Consider the following 22,022-nt stretch of genomic DNA (forward strand, 5'->3'; position numbering starts at 1 on the left):
GAGCTGACGCGTCAGGGGATCGCGCTGCCGCAGGTGCGGACCGAGCTGTGGCACGGGTTCGTGTTCGTCAACCTCGACGCCGACGCGCCGCCGCTGGCGCCGCGCCTGGCGCCGCTGGAGCCGATCGTCGCGCCGTACCGGTTGGAGGAGCTGCGCGGCGAGTTCCTCGCCGACCCCGACTACCGCTTCGAGCACGACTACGCGTGGAACTGGAAGGTCTACGCGGAAGGTCAGAACGAGTGCTACCACTGCGACAAGCTGCACGGCGACACGCCGCTGATGACGCAGACCGACTGCAACTCGATCGACTTCGGCGTGATGGAGCCCGAGCACGGCGTCTTCCACTTCACGCTGCGCAACCGCGACATCGACGTCACGCTCAACCACCTCGGCAGAGCGATCTTCCCCGCGATCCCGACGCTGAGCGAGCAGCAGCGCTGGATCACCCACACGATCACGATCGCCCCGGGCGTGCTGCTCGTGCTGATGCCCGACAGCGTGATCGCGCTCGGCTACGTGCCGACCGGGCCGACCTTGATGCGCGTCAAGCGCCACCGTCTCTACCCGCGGCAGACGCTGGCACGGCCCGACTTCGCCGAGCGCCACCGCGAGGAGTCGCTCGCGGCGCGCGCATTCGTCGCGCAGGACGACTACGCCTTCGAGCGCGTGCAGCGCGGGCTCGGCTCGCGCTTCGCCCCGCGCGGGCCGATCGCCAGCCGCGAGCGGGTGCTCGTCGGCGTCAACCAGTGGCTGCTGGAGCGGTATCGGGCGGAGATGACCTAAAGCGCCGGACGCTGCGGGGACCACGGGCCGTGCGCGTCGGCGAAGACCGGCGCGACCGCTTCCAGGTGACGCCGCATCCGCAGCTGCGCGAGCGCGCCGTCGCCGGCGACGAGCGCCTCGACGATCCCGCGGTGGGCGGCGCCGTGCGCGACCGCCTCGCGCGGCGGGACGGCGGCGTCGCCGCGGTCGGCGGTGAGGTCGGCGAGCACGCGCGCGAACAGCCGCATCGCGGGATTGCCGGACAGCTCGGCGATCAGCAGGTGGAGGTCGTGCGGCGCGGTCGCGAGCGTCTCGCCGTAGCCGCGCCGCCGCTCGCTCGCGACGCAGGCGCGCAGGCGCGCGACGGCCGTCTCGTCGACCCGCGCGGCGGCGGCCGCGATCGCCGCCAGCTCGAGCGTCACGCGCAGCTCGAACAGCTGGCGCCGCGTCGCGCCGGCGTGGCGCAGATAGAGCGCGATCGACTGCGCGACGGCGTCGAACTCCGGCGCGCTCACCACCAGGCCGCCGCCCGGCCCGCGCCGCATCCGCGCGATCCCGTGATGCTCGACGATCCGCACCGCCTCGCGCAGCACCGCGCGCGAGACGCCCATCCGCTCGATCAGCTCGCGCTCGGAGCCCAGCACCTCCCCGACCGGCCAGTCGCGCGCGACGATCTCGTCCTCCAGCTGCCGCGCGACCGAAGCCGCCAGCGATCTGCTCATCGCAACCGTCCCGGGCTGTGAATGCTCACTGTCTGCTGAATACAGCGCACACTCTACTCGGGGTGTTGGCGGCGCCGCGCACGCCGCGCGTCAGCCGGAGCGACGGGCGGCTCTGACGGCGACGCGCGCGCGGACCGTGCGCGCGCCGATCGCTCTCGCGACGAGCGTGACGCTGTAGCCGCGACCGGCACGGGCGCCGCGCGCCAGCGCGATCGTCAGCGTGCGGCGCGTGCTGCGGCCCGGCGCGAGTCTGCCGAGCCGCAGGCAGCGACCGGCCGTGAGCTGGCGGGCGCTGGCACGCGGGCAGAGCGTCACGCCCGTGGCCGCGCGGCCGCCGCTGTTGCGGACCGTCACGGTCAGCCGCGCTCTGCGGCCGGGTGCGAGCGCGAGCCGCGCCGGCTTGAGCGACAGCGTCAGCGCCGCGGCACGGGGCGTGCCTCTGCCGCCGCCTCCCCCGCCTGCGCCGCCACCGCCCGTGCCACCGCCTGCGCCGCCACCGCCACCGCCACCGCCATCGCCCGCGCCGCCACCACCGCCACCGCCGGTGCCTCCAGTGCCGCCACCATCCCCGCCCGTGCCGCCACCTCTGCCGTCGCCACCGCCACCAGCCGGGCTCGTCGCGGTCCCGGCCAGCGCGACCGCCGTGACGGCGGCGCCGGGCGCGTCGGAGGCGATCTGGAGCGCGGCGCCGCGCGCGCCGGCCGCCTGCGGAGCGAACGTCACCGTCACGTCGCAGCTCTGCCCGGCCGGGATCGGACGGTCGAGGCAGCCGCTGGCGGCGAAGTCACCGGCGTCGGTGCCGGCGACCGTCAGCCCGCTCAGCCGCAGGCCGTGATCGCCGGGGTTGGAGATCCGCACGGTCGCGTTGGCGGACGCGCCGCCGACCTCACGCGAGCCGAGGTCGAGCGCGGCGGGTGCCTCGATCGCGGGCTCGCTCTGGTTCGTCATCACGTACAGCCGCGGCGTGCCGATGCCCGTCGCGAGCAGGTCGAGCCGCTGGTCGCCATCGAGGTCGGCGATCGCCGCTGCGTTGAGGTTCGAAGCGGCTGCGAGCGGCGCGGCCGCGGTCGTCAGGAACCGGCCGGCGCCGTCGCCGTACAGCGGCCAGACGCCGTGGTTCTCCCCGACCGGAAGGGCGGCGTCGAGGCGGCCGTCGCCGTCGAGGTCGCCGAGCGGCAGCGCGAACACGGCCATCTCGTTGGTCGCGGCCGGGCTCACGAACGACTCCTGCGGCGTGACGCGGAAGCTGCCGTCGCCGTTGCCGAGCAGCAGGCCGACCGTCGAGCGTCTGGCGTCACCGCCGCTCGGGATGATCGGCGCGGCGAGGTCGAGACGGCCGTCGCCGTCGACGTCGCCGGCCGTGAGCGCGAACGTCGCCGAGCCGATGTCGTACGGACTGCTCGCGACTCTCGTGAAGCCGCCCGCGCCGTCGCCGCGCAGGACCGTGACGACCCCGGGTCTGATGAAGAGGTGCCCGACCGCCGCGTCGAGCTTGCCGTCCCTGTCGAAGTCGGCGACCGCGAGTGCGGCGGGCACGGCGCCGTCGACCGGCGTGCCGGCGCTGAGCGGCGCCGCGAACGTTCCGTCGCCGGCGCCGGGCAGCACGATCAGCCGCGGACCGAGCCCCGTCTCCAGCACCGTGACGAGGTCGAGCTTGCCGTCGCCGGTGACCTCGGCGAGCGCCATGCTGCCCCAGGCGCCGGGCATCGGCACCGTCGTCGTCGGCGCGAAGCCGCCGTCGCCGTCGCCGAGCAGGACCGCGACCGACGAGCCGCCGTTGCGCGCCTGGAAGGCGACGACGTCGAGGTGGCCGTCGCGGTCGACGTCGGCGACCTTGAGCGGACCGGCGTCGCTGGCGCCGATCGTGCGCGGGCTGCCGGGCGCCTGCGCGTAGCTGCCGCTGCCCGGATCGCGCAGCAGGATCGAGAGATGGCCCGACTGCAGCGCGACGGCGACGTCGGTCCTGCCGTCCTCGTCGAAGTCACCGACGCCGAGCCCGCTCTCGGCGCCGTAGCCGGAGCCGGGCAGCGCGACGGAGGTCGTCGTGAAGGGGACCGCGGCCTGTGCCGGCGCGGCGGTGGTGAGCGCCAGCGCGACGAGCGCCAGCGCGGCGACAGCGCGCGGGCCAGCCGCAGAGCGCCGCGGAGGTGTGGTGAGCATCTTTCTCATCGCGCCACCAGCACGCGCAGGAAGCGCCGTTTCGGTGCGGACAGCCTGCCGCCGTCGCCGACCGCGCGGACGGTGATGCGATAGAGCGCCGGCTCGAGCCGCAGGTTGAGCGTGAGCCGGCGCGCACCCGCTGCGGCGCGCGCGTTCGTCGCGGCGGCGCGCGGCGCGCTGGACGCGGCGCGGGCGGCCGCTCCACCGCCGAGGTCGCGCCGCAGCGTCGTGACGGTGCGAAAGCGGCCGTCGAAGCGGCCTCTGCCGCCGGCCGCCGGGCAGCGCTCCCGCCCGCGCGTGCCGAGCGCCCGTTCGACGCGCACCTGCACGGGACCGGCGTGGGCCGCCGTCAGCTCGACCGCGCCGGCGACGCGACCGCCCGTCGCGGGGCGCGCGCAGCGCGCGCTGAGCGCGAGCCGCTCGATCGCCGTTCGCGCGGCCGGGGCGACCGGCGCGGCCGGGGGCGCCGCCGCTGTGGGCGGCGCCCCCGGATCGCCCCGAGGGAGGTCCGGCGCCGGCACGACGGCCGGCGGCGGCCCGGGCTCGGCGGGCGGCTGCTCAGGCGGCATCGAGGGAACCTGAGCGACCGTCACCACCGCCGCGTCGGCACAGCCGACCGGCGGCGCCGTGTTGTCGGAGTCGGCGATCGCGACCGTCCAGCGATAGGTGCCGGCCTGCTCCGGCACGAACGGGCCGGAGGCGTAGCTCCCGGCGCCTGCGGCCGTCAGCGCGACGTATCTGTGGAGGAGCGGTCTGAGCGCGCAGGTCGGATCGTCGGGGCCGTAGAGCTTGAACTCGACGCCGGTGTCGCCCCAGCCCTGGCAGCGGGTCTGCACCCCACCCGCGGCGAGGCAGGCGGACGCACCCGGCTCGCGCGCGGCGCCGTCGCCCGCGCCGCGGCCAGCGACCGCGCTCGCGCCGCCGTGCAAGCACCCCCACGCCCGCTTCAGCCCCGCGCACGCGTCGGGGTCTCTCACCGTCGCGAGCGCCTCGAGCGGCTCCCCGACCAGGGCCTCAGCCTCCGCCGCGACCGACAGCGCCCAGACGCGCGGCGTGACCTCGGCCTGCGCGCCGGCCGGCGGCGCGAGCGCGAGCGCGCCGGCGAGCGCGAGCGCGGCAGTCGTGAGCGCACGTCTGATCGATCTCATCGCAGCCGTCCCCTCCTTGGTCGTGGCACGATCCGCTACGACGCCTGTCCGCACAGGCGCCGAAAGCTCTCGGAATCGGTGACGAAGGCCGACTCCGGACAAGCAGCGGGTAGGCTCGTCGCGCGCGGGCGCGGTGAGGAACCGACCGGCTCGCCGTCGCGATGAACTGGTCTTCCAGCGTACGAACGAAGCACCGTCCGGGCAATGGACCGGCATCCCCGCGCGCTGGGGACCTAGGTCCCCACCCCGCGGCGGGCGAGCCCGCGGCGCCGAGCGCGCCGGCCGCGTCAGGCGCGACGGCCGCGGCAGACACGACGGCGGCGCCCGCCTCCCGCGACACGTCCGCGCCCCGCGCTTCGCGCGCCCCGCGCCGCCGCGCGCCCCGCCCCCAGCTCCCCGCGCTGCTGCTGCTGAGCGCGGCCTTCGTCGTGCTCGGAGCGGTCGAGGCCGCGCTGCTGCTGTCGCAGCCGGCGGCGCCGTGGCAGCTGGTCCTCTTCCCCGTCGCCGCCTGGAGCTGGTTCGCGGCCGGCGCCGTCGCGGCGCTGCGACGGCCCGGCAACCGCATGGGCGCGATCATGATCGCCGGCGCGCTCGCCTGGATCGTGGCCGGACTCGCGAACGCGCCGATCCCGGCGCTCGCGGCGGTCGGGCTGGTCGTCGCGCTGCTGCCGCTCGCGCTCGTCGCCCACCTGCTGCACGCCTTCCCGTCCGGGCGCCTGCGCGGCCGCGCGAGCGGCGCGATCGTCGCCGGCCTCTACGCGACCGCGCTGCTGCTGCACGCGCCGAGCTATCTCTTCCGCCCCGACGGCGCCGGCCAGCCGCTGACCGTCGCCGAGCGGCCCGACCTCGTGCAGCTCGGCCTGACCGTGCAGGACGCCGTCGGCGCCGGCCTGATGCTCGCGACCGCCGTGCTGCTCGCGCTGCGGCTGCGCGCCTCCACCCCGGCGCAGCGGCGCGTGCTGCTGCCGCTCGCGCTCTACGGGATCGTCGCGGTCGTGCTCGTGCCGCTGCTCAGTCATCTCGATCGAGCGCTGCTCGGCGGCGACCAGCTGACGCTGTTCACCGCGCAGGTGCTGCTGCTGAGCCTCGCGCCGGCCGCCTTCGCCGGCGCGATCCTGCGCGGCGGCTTCGCGCCGACCGCCGGCGTGCGCGAGCTGAGCGCGTGGATCGGCGCCGACGGCGGCGGGCGCGCGACGCTGCGCGACGCGCTCGCGGACGCGCTCGGGGACCCGTCGGTCGAGCTGGTCGTGTGGGCCGGCGAGCGCGACCGCTGGCTCGGACCGGACGGCAGCCCGGCCGTGCTGCCCGACCCGCGCAGCGGCCGCGGCGTCGTCGCGGTCGACGCCGACGGCCGCCGCGTCGGGGCGATCGTCTACGACGCCGCGCTGATCGCCGACGCCGCGCCGGTGCGCGAGGCGGCCGCCGTGATCGCGCTGGCGCTCGACCGCGAGCGGCTGACGGCGGAGCTGATCGCCAGCCGCGAGGGGCTGCGCCGCTCGCGCGCCCGCATCGCGGCGGCGGCCGACGACGAGCGGCGGCGGATCGCGCGCGACCTCCACGACGGCGTGCAGGGCCGGCTGGTGCTGCTGGCGATGCGCGCCGACGCGCTCGCGCACGGCGCCGGCGACGACGCCGCGCTGCGCAGCGACGCGGAGGTCCTGCGCGCGGAGCTGGACGGGGCGCTCGCCGCGCTGCGCGAGCTGGTGCAGGGCGTGCTGCCGGCGGCGCTGGTCGAGCGCGGCCTCGGTGCCGCCGCCGACGACCTCGCCGACCGCATTCCGCTGCCGACGCGCGTGCTGGCCGGAGACGAGCGCTTCCCGGTCGCGATCGAGAGCGCCGCCTGGTTCGTGATCGCCGAGGCGCTCGCGAACGCGGTCAAGCACGCGCGGGCGCGGTCGCTGGAGGTGCGCGTCGCGGCGACCGCCGACGGCCTGCGGGTCGAAGTGCGCGACGACGGCGCCGGCGGCGCGGCCGCGGTCACCGGGACGACCGCGGACGGCGGCGGCTCCGGCCTGCGCGGGCTGGCCGATCGCGTCGACGTCGTCGGCGGCCGCCTCGTCGTCGACAGCCCGCCCGGCGGCGGCACGCGGATCGTCGCGGAGTTCCCATGCGCGTCGTGATCGGCGAGGACGAGGCGCTGCTGCGCGAGGGGATGTCGCTGCTGCTGGAGCGGGCCGGCTTCGAGGTCGCGGCGACGGCCGGCGACGGCGAGGCGCTCGTGGCGGCGGCCCGGCGGGAGCGCCCGGAGCTGGTCGTGACCGACATCCGCATGCCGCCGACGCAGAGCGACGAGGGCCTGCGCGCGGCGATCGAGATCCGTGCCGCCCTGCCGGAGATCGCCGTCCTCGTGCTCTCCCAGCATGCCCAGCGGCGCTACGCGACTGAGCTGCTCGGTCAGCGCGCCGCCGGTGTCGGCTACCTGCTCAAGCAGCGGATCGCCGACAGCGACGCGTTCCTCGCCGATGTGCGCCGCGTCTGCGACGGCGGGACGGTGCTCGACCCGGAGCTGGTCGGCGTCCTGCTCGGCCGCGCCCGCCCCGACGACGACCCCTTCCACGACCTCACCGCGCGCCAGCGCGACGTGCTGGCGCTCATGGCCGAGGGCGCCTCCAACGCCGCGATCGCCGAGCGGCTCGTGATCACCGAGAAGGCGGTCGTCAAGCACGTCTCGCGCATCTACGACCAGCTCGACCTGGTCCCCGGCGCCGCCGAGCACCGCCGTGTGCTCGCCGTCGTGCGCTACCTGGCCCGCTGAGCGGCGGCTTGAGCGGTGCCGAGCAGGTTGTGGACGAGCTGCACCGCGATCGACCCTTCGCCGACGGCCGACGCCACGCGCTTCACCGATCCATGCCGCACGTCTCCTGCCGCGAGCACCCCGGGCATGCTCGTCTCCAGCGCGGAGGGCGGGCGCGCGAGCGGCCAGGCGCCGTGGTCCGGCAGCTCCTCGCCGGTGTAGAGGAACCCGTGGCGGTCACGCGCGATGTCGGCGGGCAGCCAGTCGGTGTGCGGGCGCGCTCCGATCAGCACGAAGAGCGCGTCGGCGGCGACCGTCTCCTCCTCGCCGTCGCCGTTGCGGAGCACGAGCTGCCGCAGGTGGCCGTCGCCGCTGCCGCCGACGACGGTCGTGCCGCTGCGCACGTCGATGCTCGGCGTCGCCGCGATCTCCTGCGTGAGGTAGTGCGACATCCCGGCGTCGAGCGACGCCCCGCGCACGACGAGGGTCACGCGACGCGCGTAGCGCGCGAGGTACAGCGCGGCCTGCCCCGCCGAGTTCCCGCCGCCCGCGACGAAGACGTCCGCTCCGCTGAGCGCGTGGGCCTCTGAGGCGGGGCCGCCGTAGAAGACGCCGGCGCCGGTCAGCGCTTCGAGCGCGGGAACGCCCAGGCGGAGGTAGCTGGCGCCGGTGGCGAGGATCACCACCGCGGCGCTGACCTGCTTGTCCTCCGTGAGCGAGAGCGTGAGCTGATCCCCGGCGCGACTGAGCGCAGTCACCCGGTGCATGAAGACGAAGCTCGCGCCGAAGGCGGAGGCCTGCTCGTGGGCCTGCTCGGCCAGCCGGTGCCCGCTCACCCCTCCCGGGAAGCCCAGGTAGTTGCGGATCAGAGCTGGACCTGGCCTGGCCGCCGATGCCGCGCTCGTCGAGGACGAGCGTGCGCAGCCCTTCGGAGGCACCGTAGACCGCCGCCGACAGGCCCGCAGGTCCCGCCCCCACGATCACGACGTCGAAGTCGCGCTCGTCGAAGTCGCTCGGAGCGCCGGCGGCCTCCGCGATCTCGGCGTTCGACGGGTCACTCAGCGCGCGCCCGCCCGGCAGCAGCATGACGGCGAGCTTCACGTCGGGCCCGGCCTGCTCCAGCAGCCTCCTCCCCTCGTCGGAGTCGGCGAGGCAGAAGTCGTGTGGAACCGCGCAGTGCTCGAAGGTCTCGCGCAGCTCGTACGCCCGCCCCGCCCACTCCTCGCCGACGATGCGGACCGTGTGCGGCACCCTGCGCCGCTCCGTCGCCCATTCGAGCAGGAACGTCGAGATGGCGTGGTGGAAGACCTCGTCCGGCCAGTCCGCCGGCAGTTGGACGTAGTAGTCGACCCGGCCCAGAGCGATCGCGTCGACGATCGTCTCGGCAGTCGCCCGGTCGGCCATCGCTCCCCGCTCGACCATCAAGCCGCGCTTCGCGTGCGGATGGAGCTGCCGCGCGCGTTCGAGCAGCCCTCCGCTGATCGCGTCCGGGAGCGACTTCGCCGCCAGGACCAAGGCGACGTCGTCCCCCGTATCCGCCAGCTCCGCCAGCGCGTCGAGCGCCTGCTCCGGATCGCTCTCGCTCTCGATCCGGTAGTCGACGCCGTAGCGCCCGGCGAGCTGAGCCCGGACCGCCTCGAGGGCGTCCGGGTCGCCGTCGATGACGAGGAGGACGGGGAGCGGCATCGCGAATCTGCCCTGACCCTAACGCCCCTTTCGCCGGATTTTGGTGAGTATCCGCGGCTTCGCCCCGACGCTACGCGGGAACCCCGATCGCGCGCCGCATCGCGCGGCTGGCACGCGCCGGCGCGTCGTCGTCGCCGAACAGCTGCAGCGCCTGGTTGAGCCCGATCGCGAGCGCGTTGCACTCGAACCAGACCTGCGCCGGGTCGGTCTCGGCGGGCAGCTGGCCGGCCTCCACCGCGGTTCGCACGTCACGCTCGATGACGGCCCGCCACAGGTTGAGCGCATCGATCACGCGCTCGCGCACCGGCCCGCTGCGGCCGTCGAACTCCATCGAGGCGGCGGTCAGGAAGCAGCCGCCGGGGAAGATGCCGCTGCGCAGGTGAGCGACCCACGCGTCACAGATCGCCAGCAGCCGCTCGAGGCCGGCGTCGCGCGCGGCGACCGGCTCCCACACGTCGCGCGTGAAGATCGCGATCGCCTCCTCCAGTGCCGCGAGCTGGAGCCGCTCCTTCGTGCCGAAGTGGCCGATCACGCCGGCCTTGCTCATCGACAGGTCGCCCGCGAGCCGGCCGATCGTCAGCCCTTCGAGCCCATCGGTGGAGGCAACCGCGACGGCGCGGGCGACGATCTCCTCACGCGTCTCGCGGGCGGCGGCGGCTGATCGGCGCGGGCTCATCCTCCGCACTATAGATTACGAACGATCGTTTGCTAAATGGCGCGATCGCCGCTCGACGACCGAGCGGACGAGCGCGCCGCGAACCGAGGAGCGAACCACGATGCGAATCCGCCGACTTGGCTGGGCTGGGCTGGAGCTGGAGGTCGACGGCGAGAGCGCCGTCGTCGACCTGTTCGAGGACGCGTCGGCGCTGGAGCCGTTCGTCGGCCCGCCGCACGGTCCCCTGCCCGCGCCGGCGGCGGCCGGCACCATCGCGACCGCGCTCGTCACCCACCTCCACAGCGACCACGCCGACCCCGCCGCGATCGCGGCCGCGCTGCGCCCCGAAGGCCTCCTGCTGCGCCCGGCACCGGCGCCCGCGGGCGGCCCGCTGGAGAACGGCGCGCTGGTGCTCGCCGAGCAGGGGATCGCCGAGCGCGAGATCTCGACACAGACGGTCGAGCCGTGGGAGTCGGTCACCCGCGGTCCGTTCACCTTCATCGCCGTCCCGGCCGTCGACGGCTTCGGCGACCCGCAGGTGTCGTGGGCGATCGAGGCCGGCGGCGTGCGGATCCTGCACGCCGGCGACACGATCTTCCACGGCTCGTGGTGGCTGACGAAGCTGCGGCTCGGCACCTTCGACGCCGTCTTCCTGCCGGTCAACGGCCCGCGCGTCAGCCTCCCCCACCGTCAGCCTCCGAGCCCGTTCGCGGCGGCGATGGATCCCCAGCAGGCGGCCGTCGCCGCGGCGATCCTCGGCGCCCGCCTCGCCGTCCCGATCCACTACGACACGCTCAATGGCCCGCCGCTCTACGAGCAGGTCGACGGGCCGGCCGCGAGCTTCCTCGCCGCCGCGCGCGAGGCGGGCGTGACCGCGCGGGTGCTGGAGACCGGCGAGACGCTCGAACTGGAGGCGGCCGCGACCCCCGCGTGAACGCCCGCCGCCATGGACCCAAGTCCACGTTCGGCCTGATCTACCGGCGTTAGGATCGGCCGATGACGACACGCGTGGTGGTTCTCGGGGCAGGGTTCGGCGGTCTGGAGTTGAGCACGACGCTCTCCGAGGCGCTCGGCGACGGGGTCGACGTGACCGTGATCGACAAGAGCGACGCGTTTGTCTTCGGCTACTCGAAGCTCGACGTGATGTTCGGCCGCTCGACGCCGGAGTCGGTCCGGCTGCCGTACAGCGAGGTCGCCAAGCCGGGCGTGCGCGTGCTGCGCGAGACGGTCACCGCGATCGACCCGGAGGCCCGCCGCGTGACGACCGACGCCGGCGTCCACGACGCCGACGTGCTCGTCGTCGCGCTCGGTGCCGACTACGACCTCGACGCGACGCCCGGCCTCGCCGAGGGCGGCAACGAGTTCTACTCCGTCGCCGGCGCCGAGCGGCTCGCGCAGGTGATCCCGACGATCACGCAGGGCCACATCGTGATCGGCGTCTGCGGCGCACCGTTCAAGTGCCCGCCGGCGCCGAGCGAGTGCGCGCTGCTGCTGCACGACGAGCTGGTCGCGCGCGACGTGCGCGACGCCTGCCAGATCTCGTTCGTGATGCCGCTGAGCACGCCCGTGCCGCCGTCGCCGGAGACCTCCGCCGCGCTGCTCGCCGCCTTCGCCGAGCGCGACATCGCCTTCATCGGCGGGCGCCGCATCGCCTCCGTCGACCCCGCGCGCAGCGTCGCCGTGCTCGACGACGACAGCGAGCTGGCGTTCGACCACCTCTTCGGCGTCCCCAAGCACCGCGCGGCGGAGGTCGTGATCGCCAGCGGCATGACGGAGAACGGCTACATCCCGGTCGACTCCGCGACGCTTCAGACGAGATACCCCGACGTGTACGCCGTCGGCGACGTCGCGACCGCCGGGGTGCCGAAGGCCGGCGTCTTCGCCGAGGGCGCGGCGCGCATCGTCGCGCAGACGATCATCGCGAGACTCGGCGCGGGCGAGGCGCCCGGCCGCCATCTCGGCCAGGGCACCTGCTACATCGAGTTCGGCGGCGGCCGCATCGGCAGCGTCGACATCGACTTCCTCTCCGGACCCGAGAGAACCGGCACCTTCAACACGCCGTCGGTCGCGCAGATGGAGCGCAAGCGGGAGTTCGGCAGCAGCCGCCGCGCGCGCTGGTTCGGCCTCTGAGCACCTGACGCGCCCGGCGACAGGGGACGAGGCCGCCCTACTCCTCTTCCCCTTCGACGATCATCGAGATCCCGATCGCGGCGGCGAGCTGGCCGGCGAAGCCGACGATGTCCGGCCACGGCATCGCGACGCCGCGCAGCCGCTCGACCGAGGTCACGCGGTCGAGCGTGCAGCCGCGGATCTCCGAGCGGGCGAATCTCGCGAAGGCGAAGTCGGCGCCGCTGAGGTCGCACTCCTCGAAGACGACCGACGACAGCTGCGCCTCGGTCAGCTCCAGGTCCTGCAGCAGGCAGCGGCGGAAGACGACGCGCTCCAGCCGGCTGTAGCGGAATGACGCGAGGTCGACGCGGCAGTCCTCGACGAGCACGTCGCGCAGCGTCGACTCGGCGAACTGGATGCCGGTCATGCGGCAGCCGCGCAGCACGACCCGCTCGAGCATCGTTCTGTAGCCGCGCAGGTTGGCGAGGTTGACCCGCTCCAGCACCGCGTCGGCGAGCCCTTCCTTCAGCGCCTCGTCGTCAAGCCCCTCCGGATCGATCTCCATCAACGGCGCGCGCGGTCTGCGCGGCGGGGCGGGCACATGGGCTCTTGGCATCTGACGGACTTTCCTCGTGCTGATCGACGACGTGCGCGCCACGATATTGCTCGCTCGGCGCACGCGGCGTAGTCTCGGCGCCGCCGATGAGTTTTCGCCCGCGGTGGCGTCCAAGTCTTCGATGACCGAGCTGACCAACCTCGACCAGCCCCTGTTCGATGGCGCCGAGGCGACCAAGGGCGACCTCGTCGACTATCTCGACGCGGTCGCCGAGCAGCTGCTGGGCGAGCTGCGCGACCGGCCGCTGTCGGTGATGCGGGCGCTGCGCGGCCGCCGGCCGTTCATGCAGAAGAACGTCCCCAGATACGCGCCGCCGTGGATCAAGACCGTCTCGATCTGGGCGGAGGCGTCGAGACGCGACGTGCACTACGCGCTCTGCGACGACCGCGAGACGTTGCGCTGGTTCGCCAACCAGCGCGCGATCGAGTACCACCCGACGCTCGTGCGGATCGAGCCCGACGGCCCGCGCCAGACGCACCTCGTGCTCGACCTCGACCCGCCCGCGGGCGCTCCCTTCGCCGTCGTGGCACGCACCGCGCAGCTGGTCCGCCAGGCGCTCACCGACGCCGGCCTCGAAGGCGCGCTGAAGACGAGCGGCGCCAAGGGCGTGCACGTCTTCGTGCCGCTCGCCGCGCCGACCAGCGGCGAGGCGATCGCCGCCGCCACGCGCGCGCTCGCCGCCCGTGCCGAGCGGCTCGACCCGGCGGTCGCGACGACCGCCTACGTCGTCGAGGAACGCGAGGGGAAGGTCTTCGTCGACGCGACCCGCGCCGGGGGCGCGACCGTCGTCGCCGCCTACAGCCCGCGGATCCGGCCGGGCGCGACCGTCTCCTTCCCGCTCGCCTGGGACGAGCTCGACCGCGTCGATCCGACCGCCTTCACGATCCACACGGTTCCGGCGCTGCTCGGCGACGGCAACCCGTGGGCGGAGACGATGCCGGCCGCGCAGGCGCTGCCAGACGCGCTCGTCGAGGAAGGGCGCGCGATCCCCGTCGCCCGCGTCGCGGCGATGCACGAGGGCAAGCGCCGCGCGCGAGCGAAGCGGGAGGCGGGTTAGACCACCTGCGTGTAGCGGTGCGAGACCGTCGCTCTGTCCTTCCTGCACGTCACGAGCGCGGTGAACTGCGGCGTGCTGCCGGTGCGCTGTTCCATGCAGGCGAAGCCTCTCACGCGTCTCACGCAGCGGCCGCTGGCGCCGTTCTTCAGCCGGCAGGCGTGGAACGCCTTCACGACCGCGATCCCGGTCGCGCATCTGGTGCCCTTCACCTTCACCGCGGAGACGGAGGTCGGCCCGAGTCTGTCGGCGACGGCTGAGACGTCGCAGGTGGTCGATCTGGCCGTCGCGGCGGCGGCCGGAGCGGCGAGGCCGGCGGAGAGCGCGGTCGCCGCGATCAGCGCGAGCACGCCCGCGAACGGGCGAAGGCGGGGAGTCGTCATGCCGCGGATCCTACGTCCCGGTGCGGCGACGAACCGCCGATCGAAGTGATGCGGCGGCCGCGCGCGTTCGGCTTCGGCTCGGTCGCGGCGGCCGCGCGCGGGGCGCGGCCGCCGCAGTCAGCGTCCTACCGCAGCCGCACCGGCAGCGCCAGGCCCGCGACGCGCAGCGTGTAGCGCGTGCCGCGCTGGAGGCGCTTGGTGGGGCGCAGCGCTCCGACGCGACCGCTCGCGTAGGTGCGGCCATTGCGCACGAGCCGCGCCTGCGCCGCTCTGCCGGCGCCTCTCGCGCTTCTGCCGCTTCTCACGTACGTGACCGAGCACGAGACCTTCTGCCGGCCTCTGGTCGACGTGATGCGGCAGGTGACGACCGCGTCGCGGCCGGCCGCGCCTCTGTCGCCCTTCGGCCCGGCGGGGCCGCGGTCGCCCGCGTCGCCCTTCGCGCCGGCGTCGCCCTTCGCGCCGGCGTCGCCCTTCGCGCCCGCATCGCCCTTCGAGCCCGCATCGCCCTTCGGGCCGACGGCGCCGTCAGCGCCGCCGGGTCCCGTCGGACCGGTCGGACCCGCGGGGCCGATCGGGCCGGCCGGCCCCTGCGCCCCGTCGTCGCCTCTCGGCAGGCCGCCGCTTCTGCCGGTCAGCGCGACGCTGCTCGCGCCCGCCTCGGTGTCGTCGGTCAGCACGAGCGTCGCGTTCGACGTCACGTTCGCGCGGCCGGGCGCGAAGCGCACCAGCACCTCGCAGCTCGCGCCGGGCTCCACCACGTCGTCGGTGCAGCTCTCGTCGGCGAGCAGGAAGTCGCCCTTCGAGAGCCCGTCGGCGTCTCTGATCCGCACGCGCGAGACGTTCAGCGGCGCGTCGCCGCTGTTGGTCACCGTCACCGTCTGCGCGCTGCCGATCGTGCCCTGCGCCTGCTCGGCGAAGGCCGGCACGTCGAAGGTCACGACCGGCGCCGGCGCCGCCTCGACCAGACCGGGCGAGCCGGTCTCGCCGCCGGCCAGGAAGGCGCCGTTGACGCCGGCTGCGCTGAGCGTCGAGATCGCCGGCAGCGGCACCGTCGTGCTGCCGATCCCGGCGGCATTGTCGAACGTGAAGCCGCTCGTCGAGGCGCCGAAGCTGACGCCGGTGACGCGATCGCCGGCGGCGTCGAAGACGACGACCGCGTCGCCGCCGTTGCCGAGGCCGATGCCGCCGCCCGTGTACGTCCCGATCGTGAAGCCGCTCGGCACGTCGGCGCCGAACCAGGCCGCCTTGAATCTGTCAGCCGTGGTCGCGTCGCCCTCGATGAAGACGGCTGACTGACCCGGCGCGAGGCTGCTGACGCCGGTCAGCGCGACAGATGCCGGGAAGTCGTTGGAGCTGTCGTCGATCTTCCAGCCGGTCAGGTCGACGGTCGTCTCGCCGGTGTTCGTCAGCTCGATCCAGTCCGCTCTGTACGTCGCGTTGCTGCTGCTCCACGGCGTCACCTCGGAGACGATCACCGACGGCGGCGGCGTCGCGATCCGCCCCGGCGAGCCGACCTGGCCCTCGGCGAGGAAGGCGCCGTTGACCCCGACGACGCTCAGCGTTGAGATCGCCGGCAGCGGCAGCGTCGTGCTGCCCGCGCCGGCCGCGTTGTCGAACGTGAAGCCGCTCGTCGAGGCGCCGAACCTGACGCCGGTCAGGCGCTCGCCGAGCGCGTCGAAGACGTTGACGGCGTCGCCGCTGGTGCTGAGGCCGATGCCGGCGCCGGAGTAGAAGCCGACCGCGAGGTCGCTCGGCGCGCCGGGGCCGAACCACGACAGCTTGAATCTGCTGACCGTCGTCGCGTCGCCTTCGAGGAAGACGGCCGACTGGCCCGGCGCGAGGCTGCTGACGCCGTTCAGCGCGACGGCGGAGCCGAAGGCGTTCGAGCTGTCGTCGATCTTCCAGCCGGTCAGGTCGACCGTCGTCTCGCCGGTGTTCGTCAGCTCGATCCAGTCGGCGCCGTAGGAGGCGTCGCCGCTGGCCCACGGCGTCACCTCGGAGACGATCACCGAGGCGGTCACCGGCGTCTCGTCGACGACGTCGGTGAGCGTGAGCGTGTACGGGTCGCTGGTCGCGTCCGGGGTCGCGCCGACGTTGGGATCGTCGACCACGACGCTGACCGTGTAGCTGCTCTTCGTCTCGAAGTCGAGCGTCGTGCCGGCCTTGACGTAGAGGCCGTTGCCGTCGACCTCGAACGCGGCCGCGTCGGGGCCCGTCACCGTCAGATGGTTGTTGCCCAGGCCGTCATCGGCGACGTCGACCGCGGCGACCTTGTAGCGCGTGGCGGTGCTGGTGTTCTCGGCGAGCGTCGTGACCGGGTTGGCGAGCGTCACCGCCGTCGGCGCCGCGTTGGGGACCGCCGAGGGCGCGAAGACCCACAGCTGCGGATGGGCGTTGTCGCCGCCGCCCTGCTCGTTGACGGTGTAGACCTTGCCGTCCTCGTCCATCGTGACGCCCTCGTGCGTCTGGTCGGGGATCGACAGCGGGTTGCCGGCGTCGGCGACGAGCGTCAGCCAGCTGGAGACGGTGCCGCTGCGGTCGACGTTGACGACTCTGCCCGACTCCTGGCTGATCATCAGCAGGTGGCTGGCGTCAGGACCGGTCAGCCCTCTCACGTTCGCGAGCGAGTAGACGTCGGAGAGGTCCGACAGACCGGGCAGCGCCGGGTCGAACAGGTCGGTCGAGCTCTCGGTCGTCGGCGAGCCGTTCGTGGCGGTGCCGGCGGGGAAGTCGATCCCCGTCTGGAAGATGCCGCGCGGGCTCTTCTCCTTGACGACGAGGAAGCCGCCGCTCTGCGGGTCGTTGGAGATGCCCTCGATCCCGATGTTGTCGATCGTCGTGCCGAGCTTCACCGTCTCGACGGCGGCGCGCGTGAGCGTCGTGTTCGGCACGTACGTGAAGCGGTTGACCTGGCGGTAGCGCTCCTCCGACAGCACGAATCTGCCGCCGCCGACGTACGCGATCCCCTCGGTGTCGTAGAACTCCGTCCCCTGCGCGCTGCCGCCCGCGGGGAGCGTCATCGAGTCGATCAGCTGGCCGGTCTTGCTGACCTGCACGACCGACGTGCCGCCGTCGCCGACGACGAACAGCGTGTCGGTGTCCCAGTTGTAGGTGACCCCCGATGCCTCCTGCGCGAGGATGCTGCCGGCCGGCGCCGGGCTGCGCGTCGGCTCCGGCAGGTCGAAGCGGCCGACGCGCACGTAGGTGGACAGGTCGACGCCGGTCAGCGGCGCCGCGGACGCGGCGGTGGCGGCGTACCCGCTGACGACGGTCGCGGCGGTGGCGACTCCCAGCACGAGGGTGCGGGCTGTGCGCCGGCGGGCGCGGCTCGAGGCTGCGGCGAGCATCGTTCTCCTGTTCGACGACGCCGGGCTCGATGGGTGCCGGCGGCCGGCAGGACGCTATGCAGCCGCCTCGCCGATGTTGTGAACGAGATGCGACGAAGTTGCGAACAAAATGCAACCGCGGCGTGGCCGCCGGTTCACGAGCGGGCGCGCGGGGAGCGCCGCTTCAGCGCCGCGACGGCGCGACGGAGCGAGCGGCCGCGAGGCTGGCCGCCCCCTCCTCGATGCAGCGCTCGGCCTCGCGCAGGCCGTCTCCGACCGGCCGCGAGCGCGCGGCCGTGCGCGGCGACGGCGACGGCGACGGCGACGGCAGCGCGGGCAGCGGCGAGGACCGCGACGGCGGTGGCACGGTCGTCGCCGCCGCGATCTCAGCCGGCGCGACGAGGACGGTCGCGTCCAAGGTCAGCAGGCGAATACCCAGCAAACGCGCGATCACCGACGCCTTCAGCGCCACGCCCTCCGAGAGTCGTCTCGTGCTCCCGGGGATCGAAAGCACCGCCAGCGTCGTCGGCGTAGTCGGCGACTGGGGCGGGTCGATCCTCCTCCGCGTCAGCTCCGACCTCACCACGCGCGCTGAGCTCGTCGAGCCGTCTCGAGACCTTCTGCGCCACCTTGACGATTTCCGCATAGCGTTCACGTCCCGCCTTGGTCCCCATGACGTAGCCGGCTCCGAACACCACCACCGTTGAGAGTTTCATCACGTCTGGCCTCTCGGCCGATGCCGCAGTGTCGAGACGAGCGCGCTGCCGAGCGTCAGGCCGACGAGACCGCCGACGGCCGCGGCGCCGGACTTGACCGCCTTCGGTGGATCGGCGACGCCCGACTTGACGCCCTTCGGCAGGCTCAGCGGGTCGACGACCGGTCTCACCATCTTTTCCCAGCGGCTCTTTCTGTGCAGGATCGACATTGCGCCTCCTCTCATGACCGCGTGCGTCTCGCGCGCGCGGCGCTTCTGATCGCCCGTACGAGCTCGGCCTTCGTCATGTTCGTCCGTCCCTCGATGTCGATCGAGGCGGCAAGCCCCATCAGCTCCGTCTTCGTGTGCGCCTCGAGATCGCCGTTGATCTCCTCGGTCTGGATCGTGCGCGCGGTGGCGCGTGCTCGCTCCGCCGTGTCCGCGCGCACCTGCTCGGCCGCGGCGACCCGCGAATCGGCCTGCCGCGCCTGCTGCTCGGCGTCGTCGACCAGCCGGTCGGCCTGCCGGCGCGCCTCTTCGGCGACCGCACGGGCGACCTGCGTCGCCTCGTCCGCCAAGTGGCGCGCCTCTCTGAGGCGATAGTTGGCCTCCGCCAGCAGCTCCTTCGCCTCTTCCTGGCGCTCCTCGGCCTCCTGGCGGGCCGACTGCGCCTCCTGCTCGGCCTCCGCCTGCACCCGCTTGACCTGCTCGTCGGCCTCGGCGCGGGCGGCCGCGCTCTCGCGCTGCACCGCCTCATCCGCCTGTCGTCTCGCCTCGGCGATCCGCTCGTCGGCGGACTGCTTCGTCGCTCTCTTGACCTCCGCCACGCGGGCGCGGCCATGATCGGCCACCTCGCGCGCGTGCTCGGACCGCTCCTTCGCCTCGCGGGCGGCCTCGATCGCGCGCTCCTCGGCCTCGTGCGCCCGCTCGGCAGCCGCCTGCGCGCGCTGCATCCGCGTCTCGATCGAGTCGCCGCCCACGGGAGCGGCGTCGACGACCGACGCCTTCACCTTGCGAGCGGTGTCGCGTGTGTCGGCCGCCGCGCCCTTCGCCGCGTTGCCCGCGGTCTCCGCCGGTTGCAGAGCGCGCGAGAGCAGCCACGCGGCGTTGTTCGGGAGATCGCGCAGGCCGGTACGCGTCTGCTCAGACAGCCAGTGCACCGGATGTGGTGTATTCATTCCACCCTCACCTCGTTCGACAGCGGCGATGACAGTCGGCGCGTGCGCCGGCTCGCCGTCACTGCGAACGTACCCCGCGTTCACGGTGAGAAGACGAGGCAGTCGAAGGTCGGCGCACAAGAGCGCGGCGAAAGTCGCCGCCGCGCTCGCCCAATGCTCAGGAATCGACCTCCAGCGCGTCGACCATCGTCCATGCCGCGGTCGTCGCGACCAGTCTGATCGTGTGCGTGCCGCTGCTGGCGAATCTGTGGCTGAAGAGCAGCTGGCCGTACGCCTCGGCGCCGCCGTTGTCCTCGCTGAAGACGCCTTGGGAGACGCCGTCGAGGAAGACCTCCACGCTGCCGGCGCCGGCCTCCTTCCACGTCCGCACGCGCACGGCGGAGCCGGTGAAGGTGTAGCTGCCCCAGGCGCCGATCGTGCTGCCGCCGTGCGCGGTGCCGCCGTGGGCCGGGCCGTCGGCGTAGGCGCTCCAGCCGCCGCCCCAGCTCCAGCCGGCGGCGCCGTCGTCGACCACGGTGGTCGTCGGGCCGCTGCCTCCGCCGCCCTGCAGCGCCGCCGACTGCAGCGTCACGTTGCCGTTGCTGGTGACGACCGAGTCGACCGTCCAGCTGACCGTCAGCGTCTGCCCCGCTCTCGCCGCTCTGTAGGAGAGCGCGAAGGTGCCGTTGGCGCTGCTGCCGCTGCCGGCGCTCAGCGAGGTGCTGGTGTAGCTGCTCACGCTGCCGTCGCTGAGCGTCGCGACCAGTCTCCCTCTCGCCTCCCACGCGCCGACGTGGACGAGCAGTCTGCGCGCGGTCGTGTCGGCCGGGACGGTGAATCTGAAGCCGTTGCCGGCCCCGGTCACGTAGATGCCGGTCGTCGAGGCGGTCGCGCTCGCGGTCGGCGTGCCGTCGCTCCAGGTGTAGCCGATCGCGTTGTTGGCGTAGCGCGTGATCGTTCCGCTGCCGACGGCCGTGCGGTCGCTGATCAGGCCGGCGCCGTTCTTGTGGTCGAAGCTCGTCGCGCTCGACGTGCCCCAGTGCGCCCAGTCGGCCGTCCCCGTCGCCGTCAGGTCGACCGTCCCGCCGCTCGCCGTCGTCAGCGAGCCGCAGAGGTTGGTCGAGCAGCTCGACGACGGCAGCGGGACGCCGTAGAAGGCGTAGCCCCACGCCGGCAGTCTCACCGTCACGCTGCCGCCGGAGATCGACGGGCCGGCGCCCGCCGCGAGCAGGTTGGTCGTGGTGCCGTCGCCGACGCCGCTGCCGGCGAGGTTCACCGTCACCGTGCGCGCGGCGTTCGTGTAGTTGAAGACGGCGAGCGCCTTCTGCGTCCCGCTGACCGAGGTGCGCACGAAGGCGTACGTCTTCGTGTCGTCGTCGGTCGCGACCTGCGTGCGGGCGCCCTGCGACTGCAGCGCCGGGTTGGCGACGACGGCGTCCGTGATCGCCTTGAAGCTCGCGCCCTCGCCGGCCCAGGTCGACGGCGAGCCGAAGCCGTCGCCCGGATCCCAGACCAGCAGCTGGTTGCCGCTCGCGGCGATCGTCGCCGCCTGCAGCAGATGCGTCGCCGCGTCGGAGGTCGTCGTGAAGTCGGGCGCGGAGAGCGCGGTGCCGCCCGCGGCGACGATCCCGTCGCGGGTCCAGAGGCCGTCGTCGATCGCCGACGGGTTCTGTCTCGCGATCGCCGTCGTCGCGATCTGGTTGCCCCAGAAGGCCTGGTCGGTCGTCGCGTCGAAGCCGTAGCCGATCGCGGTCGCGTCGCGCGGCGTCTCGGCCGCGGCCATGCGGCCCGGGTAGGCGTGGATCGTGTCGGTGATCGTGCTTCTGAGGCAGGAGGCGTCGCAGTCGACCATCTCGGTGATCGCGTCGACGATGAAGCCGTCGAGGCCGGTGTCGAGCCAGTGCTCGAGGACTCTTCTCGCCTCCGCGCGCCACTCGGCGGCGGCGAAGTCGCCGGTCGGCTGGTCGGCCCAGCCGCTGTAGTAGCTGATGTTCGTGCCGGCGTCGGGATCGGTCACCCAGCGCTTCGTGAGGCCGTTGACGCCGCAGAGGTCGCACGGCTTCGTGACCGTGCCGGCGCCGCTTCTCCAGCGGAAGAAGCGCGCGGGGCTGTTGGCCGGCTGGTTGGCGCGGATCGGGCCGTATCTTCTGACGTCGGCCTCCGCCTGCTTGAAGAGCGCCGAGCCAGTCCAGAAGTAGGCGATGTTGAACCAGGTCGTGACCGCGATCCCGCGCGCGTGCGCGGCTTCGAGGAAGTCGAGCCAGTCCTGGTCGGTCCCGATCGACGGCTCGACGCTGTAGAAGTCGGACGCCGAGAGGCCGTTGTAGATCGAGGTCGGACCGGCCTTCACCGGCCAGTCGAGGTTGAGGATCTTGTAGCCGTCGGCGGCGATCTGGTCGAGGTCGTCTCTGACCTCGTCGAGCGTCAGCCCGTAGAAGCGCGCGTTGATCGTCTTCTCGCCGGTCAGCTGCTGCCACCACTTGTCTCTCGTGAGGCCGCCGTCGGCGGCGGCGGTGCCCGTCACGAGGCCCGCCAGTGCGCACGTCAGCGCGCACGCCGACGCGAGGGCCGCAGCCCACATCCTGCGCATCGTCATCTCTCTCCTCTACGACCGTGTGTGAACGGTGAGAACTGCCGGTGCTGCTCCTGCTGCTCAGCCCGCGGCGAGCGCCTCGATCGCGGCGCGGTCGCCGAGCGCGCCGCGCGCTCCCGGCGCGGTCGTCGCATGGGCGCCCGCCGCCGCCGCGAGGCGCACCGCCGCGTGAAGCTCCTGGCCTGCCGCCAGCTCGGCGGCGAGCGCGCCGCGGAAGGCGTCG

General features: G+C 73.9%; 19 protein-coding genes and 1 pseudogene. 6 read left to right on the forward strand and 14 right to left on the reverse strand.

Annotated elements, in window-relative coordinates:
• Positions 1-33: 33 nt before the first annotated feature.
• A complete protein-coding gene (locus R7226_RS07235) occupies positions 34-783 on the forward strand; it encodes an SRPBCC family protein (protein WP_318596377.1) in 750 nt (249 codons plus the stop codon).
• Here the strand turns inward: R7226_RS07235 and R7226_RS07240 are convergent.
• The 3 genes from R7226_RS07240 to R7226_RS07250 form a co-directional block, all read right to left on the reverse strand.
• Positions 780-1,484 (reverse strand): FadR/GntR family transcriptional regulator, encoded by a 705-nt coding sequence (locus tag R7226_RS07240; protein ID WP_318596378.1) that lies wholly within the window; start codon positions 1,482-1,484, stop codon positions 780-782. The two genes, R7226_RS07235 and R7226_RS07240, sit on opposite strands and share 4 nt — an antisense overlap.
• Positions 1,485-1,574: 90 nt before the next feature.
• A complete protein-coding gene (locus tag R7226_RS07245) occupies positions 1,575-3,644 on the reverse strand; it encodes an FG-GAP-like repeat-containing protein (RefSeq protein WP_318596379.1) in 2,070 nt (689 codons plus the stop codon).
• 5 nt (positions 3,645-3,649) lie between these two features.
• On the reverse strand, positions 3,650-4,792 hold the full coding sequence (locus R7226_RS07250) for a hypothetical protein (RefSeq protein ID WP_318596380.1): 1,143 nt from the start codon (positions 4,790-4,792) through the stop codon (positions 3,650-3,652).
• Between the two features lie 428 nt (positions 4,793-5,220).
• On the opposite strand from R7226_RS07250, the gene R7226_RS07255 reads away from it, so the two are divergent.
• Positions 5,221-6,912 carry an ATP-binding protein gene (locus R7226_RS07255; protein WP_318596381.1) on the forward strand — a complete coding sequence of 564 codons (1,692 nt, stop codon included), beginning with the start codon at positions 5,221-5,223 and terminating at the stop codon, positions 6,910-6,912.
• Entirely contained in the window at positions 6,900-7,547 is a 648-nt protein-coding gene (locus R7226_RS07260; RefSeq protein WP_318596382.1) for a response regulator transcription factor, read from the forward strand. The genes R7226_RS07255 and R7226_RS07260 overlap by 13 nt, the downstream gene beginning before the upstream one ends.
• Here R7226_RS07260 and R7226_RS07265 read toward each other — a convergent pair.
• The 3 genes and pseudogenes from R7226_RS07265 to R7226_RS07275 form a co-directional block, all read right to left on the reverse strand.
• Positions 7,532-8,464 (reverse strand): NAD(P)/FAD-dependent oxidoreductase, encoded by a 933-nt coding sequence (locus R7226_RS07265; protein WP_327019412.1) that lies wholly within the window; start codon positions 8,462-8,464, stop codon positions 7,532-7,534. The two genes, R7226_RS07260 and R7226_RS07265, sit on opposite strands and share 16 nt — an antisense overlap.
• Positions 8,442-9,212: pseudogene (locus R7226_RS07270) on the reverse strand (FAD-dependent oxidoreductase); the annotation flags it as partial. The gene R7226_RS07265 and the pseudogene R7226_RS07270, both read right to left, overlap by 23 nt.
• A gap of 70 nt (positions 9,213-9,282) precedes the next feature.
• Positions 9,283-9,888, reverse strand: a complete 606-nt coding sequence (locus R7226_RS07275; protein ID WP_318596384.1) for a TetR/AcrR family transcriptional regulator — start codon at positions 9,886-9,888, stop codon at positions 9,283-9,285.
• A gap of 100 nt (positions 9,889-9,988) precedes the next feature.
• On the opposite strand from R7226_RS07275, the gene R7226_RS07280 reads away from it, so the two are divergent.
• Together R7226_RS07280 and R7226_RS07285 are read left to right on the forward strand one after the other, a co-directional pair.
• Positions 9,989-10,801: an MBL fold metallo-hydrolase gene (locus R7226_RS07280; RefSeq protein ID WP_318596385.1), complete on the forward strand. Its 813-nt coding sequence runs from the start codon at positions 9,989-9,991 to the stop codon at positions 10,799-10,801.
• A gap of 62 nt (positions 10,802-10,863) precedes the next feature.
• Positions 10,864-11,997: an NAD(P)/FAD-dependent oxidoreductase gene (locus R7226_RS07285; protein ID WP_318596386.1), complete on the forward strand. Its 1,134-nt coding sequence runs from the start codon at positions 10,864-10,866 to the stop codon at positions 11,995-11,997.
• Positions 11,998-12,034: 37 nt separating this feature from the next.
• Here the strand turns inward: R7226_RS07285 and R7226_RS07290 are convergent, their stop codons facing one another.
• A complete protein-coding gene (locus R7226_RS07290; RefSeq protein ID WP_318596387.1) occupies positions 12,035-12,592 on the reverse strand; it encodes a pentapeptide repeat-containing protein in 558 nt (185 codons plus the stop codon).
• A 121-nt stretch (positions 12,593-12,713) separates the two neighbouring features.
• Here R7226_RS07290 and R7226_RS07295 point away from each other — a divergent pair, with 121 nt between their 5' ends.
• Entirely contained in the window at positions 12,714-13,649 is a 936-nt protein-coding gene (locus R7226_RS07295; protein WP_318596388.1) for a DNA polymerase domain-containing protein, read from the forward strand.
• On the opposite strand, the gene R7226_RS07300 is transcribed toward R7226_RS07295, so the two are convergent.
• The 7 genes from R7226_RS07300 to R7226_RS31705 all read right to left on the reverse strand — a co-directional run.
• Entirely contained in the window at positions 13,646-14,029 is a 384-nt protein-coding gene (locus tag R7226_RS07300; protein ID WP_318596389.1) for a hypothetical protein, read from the reverse strand. The genes R7226_RS07295 and R7226_RS07300 overlap by 4 nt on opposite strands.
• Before the next feature lie 125 nt (positions 14,030-14,154).
• Positions 14,155-17,376 carry a lamin tail domain-containing protein gene (locus R7226_RS07305; protein ID WP_318596390.1) on the reverse strand — a complete coding sequence of 1,074 codons (3,222 nt, stop codon included), beginning with the start codon at positions 17,374-17,376 and terminating at the stop codon, positions 14,155-14,157.
• Positions 17,377-17,539: 163 nt separating this feature from the next.
• On the reverse strand, positions 17,540-17,869 hold the full coding sequence (locus R7226_RS07310) for a hypothetical protein (RefSeq protein ID WP_318596391.1): 330 nt from the start codon (positions 17,867-17,869) through the stop codon (positions 17,540-17,542).
• 201 nt (positions 17,870-18,070) lie between these two features.
• Positions 18,071-18,280, reverse strand: coding sequence for a hypothetical protein (locus tag R7226_RS07315; protein WP_318596392.1), 210 nt, complete (start codon positions 18,278-18,280; stop codon positions 18,071-18,073).
• 11 nt (positions 18,281-18,291) lie between these two features.
• Positions 18,292-19,311 carry a hypothetical protein gene (locus R7226_RS07320; protein WP_318596393.1) on the reverse strand — a complete coding sequence of 340 codons (1,020 nt, stop codon included), beginning with the start codon at positions 19,309-19,311 and terminating at the stop codon, positions 18,292-18,294.
• 73 nt (positions 19,312-19,384) lie between these two features.
• Positions 19,385-21,787, reverse strand: coding sequence for an alpha-amylase family glycosyl hydrolase (locus tag R7226_RS07325; protein WP_318596394.1), 2,403 nt, complete (start codon positions 21,785-21,787; stop codon positions 19,385-19,387).
• A 72-nt stretch (positions 21,788-21,859) separates the two neighbouring features.
• A partial coding sequence (locus R7226_RS31705; RefSeq protein ID WP_404827790.1) for a PfkB family carbohydrate kinase occupies positions 21,860-22,022 on the reverse strand: 163 nt, incomplete at its 5' end.

Source organism: Conexibacter stalactiti (assembly GCF_033542075.1).
Taxonomy (GTDB): domain Bacteria; phylum Actinomycetota; class Thermoleophilia; order Solirubrobacterales; family Solirubrobacteraceae; genus Conexibacter; species Conexibacter stalactiti.